Here is a 12,060-nt window from a genome sequence, read left to right on the forward strand (position 1 = left end):
CGAGGATGCGTGCCTCCGTCGAGGTCGCCGACATCTTTCGCACCGCTGGTTCTGCGTACCGGGCCGCCCGCGCCGGACACCTGAGCTTCGACCAACTCAAGGTCATGTCGGCGATAGAGACCTGCCGCACCGCGGTCATGGGCGGTCACGTCGAAGCCTGCACCGACTGCGGGCACTGGCGGGTTGCCTACAACTCCTGCCGGAACCGGCACTGCCCGCGATGCCAAGGCGCCGCGGCACGCACGTGGCTCGCCGAGCGCGAGGCCGACCTTCTGCCGGTCGGCTACTTCCATGTCGTCTTCACGCTGCCCGCCGAGGTTGCCGATGTCGCGTGGCAGAACAAAGCGGCGGTCTATGGCCTGCTGTTCCAGGCGGCGTCAGAGACGATGACGACCATCGCGGCCGACCCGAAGCATCTGGGTGCGCGCATCGGCATTACCGCGGTGCTCCACACCTGGGGTTCGGCAATGACCCACCATCCGCACATCCACATGATTGTCCCAGGCGGCGGACTTTCGCCCGACGGTAGTCGCTGGGTGTCATCACGACCCGCGTTCCTCCTGCCGGTACGCGTCCTGGGTAAGCTGTTTCGTCGCCTGTTCCTGACCCGGCTGATGTCGCTGCACGAAACTGGGCGCCTCGCGTTCTACGGCAGGCTCGCGCACCTCGCCGACCGGCGTGCATTCCTGCGGCACCTGTCCCCGGTCAGGAAGAAGCGCTGGGTTGTCTACGCCAAGCCGCCGTTTGCCGGCCCCGAGACGGTGCTCTCCTATCTGTCGCGCTACACGCATCGCGTTGCGATCTCGAACAGCCGAATCCTGCACTTCGACCAGACCGGCGTTACCTTCCGCTATAAAGATTATCGCCGGGGTGGCGCCGACCGCCAGCAGATTATGACGCTGACCGCCGACGAGTTCATCCGCCGCTTCCTGCTCCACGTCCTGCCGAAGGGCTTCCACCGCATCCGCCACTATGGCCTGCTCGCAGGCGCCACCCGCAAGGCACATCTCGAACGAGCCCGCGAACTGCTCGGGGTCGCACCGCCCGCGGCGTCCGACGCACGAGCCGAACCGGACGACATCCGGCCGTCATGCCCGTGTTGCGGCGGGCGTATGGTAGTCATCGAGACCTTCCTTCGCCAGCGCCAGGCCCGCGCTCCACCGACGCCTGCGCTGTTATCCGGGATACAGGCGTCGTGACCCGGCACGGCCAAGGAGTTATCTATCTCGCAGGGCTCGTGCTCGCGGAGACGATGTTACCTGCGCCGATAGCCATCAGAGGGGCGGCAACATCGAGCAATGCCGCGCTGTCAGCGCTCGCGAACCCATCATGCCCACCGGAATCCAGACAGTCTGCTCCTAGGCTCGCGGCCACATGCGCCATGGCGCGGGCCACCAAAACCAGCCGGAAACCGAAAACCCCATAGCGCATCGCCTGCGGCCCGCGGGTTCGGGCTTCCAAGAGTTTCGTACGCCTGCCGGCATCCGAAACTCTTCAGGAAAGCGGCCCGGCCGCTTTCGGGCAGCGGTCGCTGTAAGCAGCCGTTCGTTCATTTGATAGGGCAGGAGCCTAATTGGCCGGGTTCTGGTAGACCGGACGGGCCGCTTTCGGCGTGCAGTTGCATCAAGCATTCGTTAGTTCACTTGATCTGTCACGGGGTAAGCCGCTGGTCGCCCGTTTAGCAGCTCGGCCTGTTACGGGTGACGATGTGCCGTAACCTGACTATCGTTGATGCAGCGGGACAAGGGCGTTAAATCCCCGTGGGTAGTGATAACCATGAGTACGCCTTAAAATACCGAGCAGGCAAACCTAGACCCAGGCTGATAGCGTCGGTGAACTGTAAGAGGACTTGGATTTGCACACGCTATACGAAACGATCGAGCCCTATCATTCCGGCATGCTCGACGTCGGTGACGGGCATTCGGTGTATTTCGAGCGCTGCGGCACGCCTGGGGGCAAGCCCGCAGTGTTCCTCCATGGCGGGCCAGGCGGGGGCATCTCGGCAAAACATCGCCAGCTGTTCGATCCTGCGAGATACGATGTGCTGCTTTTCGATCAGCGAGGATGTGGGCGGTCGACGCCGCATGCCGGGCTCGACGCGAACACCACCTGGGATCTGGTCGCTGACATGGAGCAACTGCGCACGATGATCGGTGTCGAACGCTGGCTAGTGTTCGGTGGATCCTGGGGATCGACGCTGGCGCTAGCTTATGCACAGACGCATCCCGAACGAGTCAGCGAGCTGGTCCTGCGCGGCATCTTCACCTTGCGGACGTCGGAGCTCGACTGGTATTATCAGTTTGGCGCGTCGGAGGTGTTCCCCGACAAATGGGCAGCATTCGAGGCGCCGATCCCGATTACTGAGCGTGACGACATGCGCGGCGCGTACCGCAAGCGTCTGACCGGCTACGATCCCGCGGCACAGATCGAGGCGGCCAAGGCCTGGGCGTTGTGGGAGGGCGAGACGATCACCTTGCTGCCCGATCCGGCGACCAGCGCGGGGTTCGAGGACGCGCATTTCGCGCTGGCGTTCGCACGGATCGAGAACCATTATTTCGTCAATAACGGCTGGCTCGACGAGGGACAGTTGATCCGCAATGCGGGCATGCTCGCGGGCATTCCCGGCACGATCGTCCAGGGCCGTTACGACATGGTCTGCCCGGCACGCACCGCGTACGATCTGCATCACGCCTGGCCCGAAGCGGACTTTCATCTGGTGGAGGGCGCCGGTCATGCCTGGAACGAGCCGGGTATCCTCAACCAATTGATCCGCGCGACGGACCGCTACGCCGCCGATTAGGCGGGCGCGCGGGCCAGTCGGCGAGGAATGGTGAAGTCGGTTTCGCCAGCCTCTGAGATCGCGGTTGCCATCACGTGGTGCATCGGCGCGCGCGTGCAGGCGGGATCGGTCGCGGCGGCGTTGCCGGCAAGTGCTAGCGCCTGGCAGCGACATCCGCCCCAATCGATCTCGCGGCGGTCGCAGCCTTGGCATGGTGCCGGCATCCAGTCGGTGCCGCGGAACCGCGCAAATGCTTCGGCGTCATGCCAAAGATCGAAGAGCGACCATTCGCGGACCGAGGGGAATTCCATGTCGGGGATCGTCTCGGCGGCATGGCAGGGCAGTGCCTTGCCGGAGGGCGAGATGTTGATGAAACGCTGGCCCCAGCCGCCCATACAGGCCTTGGGCCGCGCCGCATAATAATCGGGGACGACGTAATCGATCGCGATCCGGCCGTGCAGTCGAGCACGCGCAGCCTCGACGATCGCGGTGGTGCTCTCAAGCTGGTCGATCGTCGGCAGCAGCGCGTTGCGATTGCGCAGCGCCCACCCGTAATACTGGACGTGAGCGATCTCCATGCGTTCGGAACCGAGCGCTTCGCCAAGCGCGATCATCTCCTCGACCCGATCGATATTCTGGCGGTGAACGACGAAGTTGCTCGTCAGAGGCAGGCCAGAGTTGCGGATCAGCGCAGCGGCGAGCAGTTTCTTCGCATGGCCGCCACGATAACCGCCCGCGACGTCCGCGCGCAGCGCCTCGCTGTCCTGGAAGCTCAGCTGTACATGATCCACCCCCGCCGTGATCAGCGCGCGCATCCGCTCGGCGTCGAGCAGCACCCCGGAGGTGATGATGTTGGTATAAAGCCCAGCGGCGTTCGCATGGGCTACGAGCTGTTCCAGATCGCGCCGCGCCATCGGTTCGCCACCCGAGAAATGAACCTGCAGCACGCCGAGCGCGGCCGCCTCGTCGAGCACGCGGAGCCATTCGTCGGTCGCCAGTTCGCTGGACGGCGGATCGAGCTTCAGCGGATTCGAGCAATAGGCGCATTGGAGGGGGCAGCGGTGGGTGAGTTCAATGATGAGTCCCATCGGGGGTGGGGTCATAGCTGTATCGCTCCGCGGAGGGAAAGGTCGTCGAGGGCCGCCACGACGTCGTCCGCGATCGTCTCGCGCGGGGCATCGAACCGGCGGGCAAGGTCGTCGACGATATGGTCGGTCGTGCGCGCTCCGTCGACGAGCCTCAGGATTTCCACCGCAATGTCGTCGGGCATGAACAGCTTTTCGGGCGCGAGGATGATCCAGACGTTGCGGACGGTGTCGAAGCGGAACTTCACGCCGCGCTTGAAACGAGGCACTGTAGTCATCGTACGTCCTGCGGCACGAACGCGCCGGGCGGGATCAGTCCGGGCGCGACATAGGCGAGGTACAGCCCATCGAGCTGCGACCAGAGCACGTCGCACTTGAAGCGCAACGCCGACAGCACCGCCTGCTGCTTCTCCGCCGTATCGGCATGCGCCTTCACATAGGCGAGCGCGAAGTCGCTGTCCTGCGGCGCCTGGGTGAGGCGCGGGGTGAAGTAGGACAGCGTATCGGGCGTTATGAAGTCGTAATGCGCGAGCATGCCGGACACGCGCTCGGCGATGATGGTCGGCGAGAAGAGTTCGGTCAGCGACGATGCCACCGCCTCCAGCAACGTGCGGTCGCGGACGAAATGGACGTAGGCGTCGACCGCGAAACGGGTGGTCGGCAGGATCGCGTCGGTACTCTTGACCAGCGCACGGTCCAGGCCGACGCCCTCGGCCAGCTTGATCCAGCGTTCGATACCGCCGGGCTTGCTGCCATCGCCGTCGTGATCCTCGATCCTTCGGCGCCACTCGCGGCGCAGCTCCGAAGTCGGCAGGCGCGCGAGCAGATGCGCGTCCTTCACCGGGATCTGATTCTGGTAGTAATAACGGTTCAGTGCCCAGGCCTGAACCTGGCCGCGGGTGAGCTTACCGTCGTGGAGGAGGCGGTGGAACGGATGGAGGATATGATAACGCTCGGCGCCGATCGCGCGAAGCGCTGTTTCCAAGCCATCGTCGTCCATCAATTCGGTCATAATGTGAACCGCAAACCGTCCTCGGCGATGATCCACTTCGCGGCTTCGGCCTCGGTGCGCTCGGGGCTGTCGTCTAGCAGCACGGGGTTGGAATTGTTGATGTGGAGCGCGATGCGTCGTCCGATCGTCAGGTCGGCAAGCGATGCTATCGAGCCTCCTGCACCGGCCATGCTCATATGGCCCATACGGCGGCCCGTCTTGGCGCCGAGCCCGGCATGGATCATCTCGTCGTCGTCCCACAAAGTCGCATCGAAGAAGAGCAGGTCGGCGCCGTCGATCCGCGCACGCAGGTCGTCCGTCATCGCCGCGCAGCCGGGAATGAAGAGGACGCGGTGCGTGCCGTCGGAAATCTCTGCGCCGACCGTGGTGTCGTCGACCAGGATCGGCTGCATGCGGTCGCCATCCTCCATGTAAAGCGGGACCTTGCCCGGCACCGCGAAGAGCGTCGCGGTTAGCGTGTCGTCCAGCGCTACGGGCTGGCCGAGCATGACCGTGTGACGGTCGACGATGCCATCCGCCAGCACGTCGAAGATCGGATTGGCGGTGAGGATGGCGTGCACGGCTGTGGTCGCATGCAGTGCGAAGGGCTCGCGTTCGCGCAAGGTCAACAGTCCGGCAATCACGTCGACGTCGCCGCCGGTGAGCACGACGCTAGCAATCGGGGTCGAGCGTCGGCCATGGGTGGGATGCAGCGCCGACGTGAGTTCAAGCTGGCGACGTAGGTCGGGCGAGGCGTTGAAAAGGTGCCAGCGCTGACCATCGCCGCTGACCACGATGCTGGCTTGCGTCCGCGGACGTGCTGCAGTGTCACCGGCGCGGGCGCGGCGGGAGGCGGGCGAATGGCAGTTCCATTGGGGGAAGCCGCCGCCGGCCGCCGCCCCCAGGACGATGACGTCCATCTGCTATCAGACGAGTTCGGCGCACGCATAGCAGTTGATTTCGGCACCGAGGGCGATCTCGACGATCCGGGGCTTCTTCCAGGCCATTCACTGTCTCCTGTGCGCGGATATGCGCCTGCTGGACCCTAGCGATCGGTCGATGCGAGGGAATTGGCCTTAAGTACGACTTGGCCAAATCGCGCCGGACTAGCTGCTTGATCATCCGACCCGGTTGGCGATCAGGTGATCGACGACGCTTGGATCGCCCAGCGTGCTGGTGTCGCCGAGGCTCGAGGTGTCGCCTTCCGCGATCTTGCGCAGGATGCGGCGCATGATCTTTCCCGAGCGCGTCTTGGGCAAAGCCGGAGCGAATTGGAGTTTGTCGGGGGTTGCGATCGGGCCGATCTCGGTGCGTACCCAGCGGCACAGCTCGTCGCGCAGGTCGTGGCTATGGTCGATGCCGTCGTTGAGTGTGACATAGGCGTAGATGCCCTGGCCCTTCACGTCGTGCGGCATGCCGACCACTGCCGCCTCGGCGACGTGTTTGTGCAGCACCAGCGCGCTTTCGACTTCGGCCGTGCCCATCCGGTGCCCGCTAACGTTGATCACGTCGTCGACGCGGCCGGTGATCCAGTAATAACCGTCCTCATCGCGGCGACATCCATCGCCGGTGAAATACTTGCCCTGGTAGGTCGAGAAATAGGTCTGAAAGAAGCGTTCGTGATCGCCCCAGACGGTCCGCATCTGGCCTGGCCAGCTCTGCGTGATGACGAGGTTGCCTTCCGCCGGACCGACCAGCACGTTGCCCTTCTCGTCGACCAGTTCCAGCGTCACGCCGGGCAGGGGCTTGGTTGCCGAACCCGGCTTCAATGCGGTCGCGCCGGGCAGTGGGCAGATCATGATACCGCCGGTCTCGGTCTGCCACCACGCGTCGATGATCGGCGCTCGTCCGCCGCCGACGACATCGTGATACCAGCGCCATGCCTCGGGATTGATCGGTTCGCCGACACTGCCGAGCAGCTTGAGCGACGAGCGATCGGTGCGCGTGACGAAATCGTCGCCTTCTTTCATCAGCGCGCGCAGCACGGTCGGTGCGGTAAACAGTGTGTGGACCTTGTGGCGATCGACGATCTCCCAGATCCGGCTGGCGTTCGGCCAGTTCGGAAGCCCCTCGTACATCAAGGTCGTCGCACCATTGGCTAGCGGGCCGTAGAGGATGTACGTGTGGCCGGTGACCCAACCGATATCGGCGGCACACCAGTAGATGTCGCCGGGCTGGTAATCGAACGCCATCTCATGGGTGTAGGCCGCCCAGAGCAGATAGCCGCCACTAGTGTGCAGCACGCCCTTGGGCTTGCCGGTCGATCCGCTGGTGTAGAGCACGAACAGCGGATCTTCGGCGGCGACCGGCACCGCGGGGCAGTCGGTGCCGACTCCCTCGGCTGCTTCGTGATACCAGACGTCGCGGGTGTGCATCGTCACGTCGCCGCCGGTCGCCTTGACGACGATGACGCGCTTGAGGCCTGGAGCCTTTTCGGCGGCGGCATCGACATTGGCCTTCAATGGAATGCGCTTGCCGCCACGACAGCCTTCGTCGGCGGTGACGACGATCGTCGATCCACAATCCTCGATCCGCCCGGCAATCGCCTCGGGGGAGAAGCCGCCGAACACCACCGAATGCACCGCACCGAGCCGCGCGCAGGCGAGTACCGCGAATGCCGCTTCGGGGATCATCGGCAGGTAGATCGTGACGCGATCGCCCTTCGCAACGCCCTGCGCGGTCAGCACGTTGGCGAAGCGGCACACTCCGGCATGGAGTTCGCGGTAGGTGATGTGACGAGGCGCATCGGTGGGGCAGTCCGGCTCCCAGATGATCGCGACCTGATCGCCGCGTGTATCGAGATGCCGGTCTAGACAGTTCGCGGCGACGTTCAGTTCGCCGTCCTCGAACCATTTGATGTGGAAATCATCTTTCGCGAACGACCAGTCGCCTGCGATCTCGGGTACCTTCGTCCAGTCCAGCCGCTTCGCCTGTTCCAGCCAGAACGCGCCCGGATTGCTCGACGCCGCTTCATACAGCGTGTCGTAGCCGTCCCCGTCGATGCGGGCGTGGTCGGCCCAGCCACTGGTTACGGGGAAGATGGTCTGTTCGGTCATAGGTGTCCCGGAAAGAAGAGGCCGCGGGGCGATGATGTCCCGCGGCCGGGCGTCGGATCAGAAGAACAGGATCGCACCCGCTGCCAAAGTATCGGACTTGGCATCGTTGCCGTTATGGGCCTCGGCCTTGGTCCGCGTGTATTCGCCGATCAGCGTGACCCAGCTGGTCAGGCCGTAGCGCGCCTGACCGACCCAACTGCTGTTCTTGTCAAGCAGCGTCGGGTTGACCTCGTTGCGGGCAAGATCGAGGAAGCTCGCGCCGTAGCTTCCGCCGAGCGTGAGCTTGCCGATCGTGTACGTGCCCTGGGCATAATAGCCGCTACTGTCGCGCTTGCGCCCGGCGGCGTCTGTGGAGAGGATGAACAAGCCGGTCGTACCGATGCCCGAGCCATTGTAATAGTAACCAAGCAAACCAAAGCCGGCATAGGTCAGCTTCGCGCCGACATCGAAGCCGCTGCCGGTGTAGCTGGGAGATCCATCGACCCCGTCATGCTTCTGGGTGATGCCGCCAGCCCAAAAGTGTCCACCGAGCTGATCCGACTTGAAGTCATAGGTGACTTTAGCTTGGAAGCCGGGCGAACCATTGACCTCCGAATTGCCGATCGTCTGGAGCGGCTGGAAGATGCCGGCGCTTACCTGGAGCCCACCGAATTTGGGGCTGGAATAGGTGATCTGGGGCTGGAAGTCGGTGTAGATATAGCCGATGCCGATCCGCCCGAGCGAGGTGTTCGACGGCGCGACGTTGCCGCCGGTCGAGCCGACGCCGAGCAGTGTAATATCGTTGAGGATCGCGTCCGAGCCGAACAGGCCGATGTCGCGACCGACCTTGATCGTGCCGAAATTGGGCTTTCCGAAGGTAAGGTAGGTCTGGCGGGCGTCGATGCCCGATGTGGCGAGCGCTTGCGGCGTACCGGCTGAATTGGCCCCGCCCACGTTGGAGACGCTGTTGATGCCGGGATACAGGCCAATATGCGCGGCGACGTCCCAACCGCCCTGGTTGGTCGATACGTCGATGCCGAAGATGCCGGGCAACAGGCCGTTGCGGATCGACGAGCTGCTTTTGCCAACGGCGGCGAGGCCGCCGACGACGGTATTGCTGGCAATCGCGCGGTCGCCATTGTCGTGGACGTAGAAGCCGTTGACCGATCCGGAGAATTTCACGGTCACGCCGCCGAACTCCATGCCGACGCCGGCTTCGGTCATGCGGACGGAGCGCTTGTCGTCAAGCTGAGCCTGCGCGGCCTGTTGCGGCGCCTGGGGCGCACTGGTGGCGACGGCGGTAGGCTGAGACGGTGCGACTTCGGCGGTCTTGCGGGCAACGAGCGCGTTGTATTCGTCATTGGTGAGGATGCCCTTTTCCTTCAAGCGCAAGAGCAACTGACTGGTCGTGTCATCGGCCTGTGCGAAAGCGGGCGTTGCCGCACAGCACAGTAAAGTCCCGCCTGCCGCCGTTGCCAGCAGATTGCCTAGTCCGATCATCGAAACCTCCCTTTGCGACGCGATGTGATCTGCGCCTTGTTGCAAAGGCTGGCGGATACAGGCGGTCGCGAAAATTAGACTTTGGGTCCGGCGTGCGAATGACGTCAGGGTGCGATCGCGACTCCCCAGGGTGCGCGGCCGGCGGGGATCGTCGCGGTCACCTTGGCGGTCGCGATGTCGATCACCGACACGGTGTCGCTGAGGCCATTGGCGGCGAAGGCGCGCCTGCCGTCGGGGCTGATCGCGAGGTGCCAGACGCGGAGGCCGACGGGAACGATCCGCGTCACCTTGTGGCTGGCAACGTCGATGAACGCGACGGCGTTGCCGCGGCCCAAGGCAACCAACGCGGTCTTGTGATCGGGGGTAAACCGGATGCCGACCGGCATGATCTTCTCGGGGTTGGTGCCGGGGATTGCGAAGCGGATCGTGTCGGTTACCGTCCGAGCTGCGGTGTCGACGATCTGAACCGTCCCGCCGATCTCGGCCGAAACCCATAACTGTTTGCCGTCGCGCGTATATTCGGCATGACGCGGACGTTGCTCGACCGCGGTGACGCCGGTCGGCTGGTGGCTGGCGATATCGATCCAGTGGAGCGAATTGTCGGTCTCCGCGGTCGATACCGCGGTCTTGCCGTCGGGACTGACCGCCATCCCCTCGGGCTCGACGCCGACCACGACTTGGAACGCGACTTTCCGCCCCGGCACGTCGATCGCGGTGACCGCGGCGTCCCGCTCGTTGGAGGCGAACAGCAGCGTGCCGTCGGGGGAGAGCGCGAACGTCTCCGGATCCTCGCCCGAAGGCAGGTCGGCGATGAGCTTGCCGGTCTTGCTGTCAATCACCTGCACGGCATTCTCGTCGCTGGCGCAGACGTAGAGCTGAGTACCGTCACGCGACAGGATGATGCCGCGCGGGCGACGGCCAACTGGCCACGTCGCGATCGGTTTCAGCGTCGCGCCGTCTATGACGGTGATCGAGTTTCCCTTCTCGTTGGAAACGTAGATCGTCTCCGCAAGTGCAGGAGCGGCGGCGGTCAACGCCAGCAGGGGAAGCAGGGTCAGGGTTCGCATTTGCCGACACTAACTCCGATGAGCGCGCAACACCCTGATACCAAAGTGCAATAGGACTAGCGCGTGGGCCGTCCATAGGGTTCTGCCATGCCGCGTCAGATCGGCCGACGGCAATGGTGAGGTGTTTGGAATGGCTGGAAGAGTATCGCGGTTCGTCTTCGCGGCTTCGGCAATGGTCGCGGCCGGATCGATCGGCATCAATGTGTATGCGCATGGCAATGTAACGCCCCAAGCCGTCGACACGACCGCGCTGAAGGACATTGGCACTACATGGCTGAAGGTGAACCCGTATCGCAGCGACGCGACCGCGATCAAGATCGGCGAGAGCGCGTATGGCCAGAATTGCGCGCGCTGCCACGGCTTGGAGGCCATCTCCGGCGGGATCGCGCCGGACCTGCGCTATCTCGACGTCGGCGAGGCGGGTGACGAATGGTACATCCAGCGATTCCAGCATGGCTCGGTCCGCGATGGCAAGGTGTACATGCCGCCGATGGGCGACGTGCTGGGGCAGAAGGCCGGCTGGGCGATCCGTTCCTGGCTCGACACGAAGCATTCGGAGGAGTGATCGTGAGACCATCGCGGCGGGCGTTTCTCGGCGGCGCATTGGCCAGCGCCGCGCTGGTGCCGTTCGGAACGGCGGCAGCGGCACCGATCGACAAGATCAAGGCGAACGGCGTGCTGCGCGTCGCGGTATACCGCGATTTCGAGCCATGGTCGTGGAAGCGGGACGGCAAGATCGTCGGGATCGACGTCGAGATCGCCGAAGCCATCGCGAAGAAACTCGGGGTCCGTGCCGAACCGATCGACTTCCTCGCGGACGAGGGGGTGTCGGACGATCTCCGAAACATGGTGTGGCGCGGCTCGCTGGTCGGCGGGACGGTCTGCGACGTGATGATGCACGTGCCGGTCGATCGGGCGTTCGCGCTCGCCAACGACCGTGCGGTGATCGGCGCGCCTTACTACCGCGAAGGTTTCCAGATGGCCTGCGGCCTCGACACCGACTGCGAGGTCGCGCCCGCGGCGTTCAAGGGCATGCGCCTGGTTGCCGAGCTCGACAGCATCCCTGACTTCTATCTGTCTGGCTCGTTCGGCGGCGTGCTGCGCCCCGACGTCAAGCATCTCACCAGCGGTCAGGCGGCGATCGACGCAGTCAAGACCGGCGACGCCGACGTCGCGATGGCGAGCCGCGCGCAGATCGAACATGCGCTTCATGGCGGCAGTAAGACGGTGAAGGTCCGCAAAGGCCCCCTGCCAGCACTGCCGAGTCCGGGTTGGGACATCGGCATGGCGGTCAAGGACGACAGCCGCGATCTGGCGGACGCACTCGATACGATGATCGCCGGATTTCGCACCGACGGAACGCTGGACGCCATTTTCGCACGGTACGGTGTCTCGCCGAAAACGCCAATCTCGATCTAGCGTGGTCGCAGCGACCGAAGGTCCTATGTGGCGGTGGCGAGTCTGAGATTATCCTGAGAAAATTCCAAGACGGTTCAAAGAACGGGTCGATCCAATGAATGGACGAACAGGAGGGGAGAAGACGATGACGTTTCGCATGACGCGCGCGGCCGCACTGCTGGCGGGGGCCGCCATGATGGCGACG

Annotated in this window: 12 protein-coding genes; 4 read left to right on the top strand and 8 right to left on the bottom strand. The window is 64.3% G+C overall.

Annotation, left to right across the window (positions count from 1 at the left end; genetic code table 11):
- Positions 1-5 precede the first annotated feature (5 nt).
- Positions 6-1,199: an IS91 family transposase gene (locus NLI89_RS17400; protein ID WP_254688151.1), complete on the top strand. Its 1,194-nt coding sequence runs from the start codon at positions 6-8 to the stop codon at positions 1,197-1,199.
- Positions 1,200-1,855: 656 nt separating this feature from the next.
- Positions 1,856-2,800 (top strand): prolyl aminopeptidase, encoded by a 945-nt coding sequence (pip, locus tag NLI89_RS17405; protein WP_197975369.1) that lies wholly within the window; start codon positions 1,856-1,858, stop codon positions 2,798-2,800.
- Here pip and pqqE read toward each other — a convergent pair.
- From pqqE to NLI89_RS17445, 8 genes are all read right to left on the bottom strand, one after another.
- Entirely contained in the window at positions 2,797-3,867 is a 1,071-nt protein-coding gene (gene pqqE / locus NLI89_RS17410; protein ID WP_031439395.1) for a pyrroloquinoline quinone biosynthesis protein PqqE, read from the bottom strand. The two genes, pip and pqqE, sit on opposite strands and share 4 nt — an antisense overlap.
- A gap of 11 nt (positions 3,868-3,878) precedes the next feature.
- A complete protein-coding gene (gene pqqD / locus NLI89_RS17415) occupies positions 3,879-4,142 on the bottom strand; it encodes a pyrroloquinoline quinone biosynthesis peptide chaperone PqqD (RefSeq protein WP_254688152.1) in 264 nt (87 codons plus the stop codon).
- Positions 4,139-4,876 (bottom strand): pyrroloquinoline-quinone synthase PqqC, encoded by a 738-nt coding sequence (gene pqqC / locus NLI89_RS17420; RefSeq protein ID WP_031439393.1) that lies wholly within the window; start codon positions 4,874-4,876, stop codon positions 4,139-4,141. The genes pqqD and pqqC overlap by 4 nt, the downstream gene beginning before the upstream one ends.
- A complete protein-coding gene (gene pqqB, locus NLI89_RS17425; protein WP_254688153.1) occupies positions 4,873-5,775 on the bottom strand; it encodes a pyrroloquinoline quinone biosynthesis protein PqqB in 903 nt (300 codons plus the stop codon). Before pqqB ends, pqqC begins: the two co-directional genes overlap by 4 nt.
- A 6-nt stretch (positions 5,776-5,781) precedes the next feature.
- The gene (gene pqqA / locus NLI89_RS17430; RefSeq protein WP_042466497.1) at positions 5,782-5,862 is read right to left on the bottom strand and encodes a pyrroloquinoline quinone precursor peptide PqqA; all 81 of its coding nucleotides are present in this window, start codon (positions 5,860-5,862) and stop codon (positions 5,782-5,784) included.
- 111 nt (positions 5,863-5,973) lie between these two features.
- Complete coding sequence (gene acs / locus NLI89_RS17435; RefSeq protein ID WP_031439391.1) at positions 5,974-7,911, bottom strand: acetate--CoA ligase; 1,938 nt, start codon at positions 7,909-7,911, stop codon at positions 5,974-5,976.
- 57 nt (positions 7,912-7,968) lie between these two features.
- A complete protein-coding gene (locus NLI89_RS17440) occupies positions 7,969-9,390 on the bottom strand; it encodes a porin (RefSeq protein ID WP_056025310.1) in 1,422 nt (473 codons plus the stop codon).
- A 104-nt stretch (positions 9,391-9,494) separates the two neighbouring features.
- Positions 9,495-10,457: a PQQ-dependent catabolism-associated beta-propeller protein gene (locus NLI89_RS17445; protein WP_031439389.1), complete on the bottom strand. Its 963-nt coding sequence runs from the start codon at positions 10,455-10,457 to the stop codon at positions 9,495-9,497.
- A gap of 172 nt (positions 10,458-10,629) precedes the next feature.
- Here NLI89_RS17445 and pedF point away from each other — a divergent pair, with 172 nt between their 5' ends.
- Both pedF and NLI89_RS17455 read left to right on the top strand, forming a co-directional pair.
- On the top strand, positions 10,630-11,022 hold the full coding sequence (gene pedF / locus NLI89_RS17450; RefSeq protein ID WP_407818298.1) for a cytochrome c-550 PedF: 393 nt from the start codon (positions 10,630-10,632) through the stop codon (positions 11,020-11,022).
- A gap of 2 nt (positions 11,023-11,024) precedes the next feature.
- Entirely contained in the window at positions 11,025-11,876 is an 852-nt protein-coding gene (locus NLI89_RS17455) for a substrate-binding periplasmic protein (RefSeq protein WP_056025361.1), read from the top strand.
- The last annotated feature ends 184 nt before the right edge of the window (positions 11,877-12,060 follow it).

It is taken from the genome of Sphingomonas faeni (genome assembly GCF_024273235.1).
In the GTDB taxonomy this organism is placed as follows: Bacteria; Pseudomonadota; Alphaproteobacteria; order Sphingomonadales; family Sphingomonadaceae; genus Sphingomonas; species Sphingomonas faeni_A.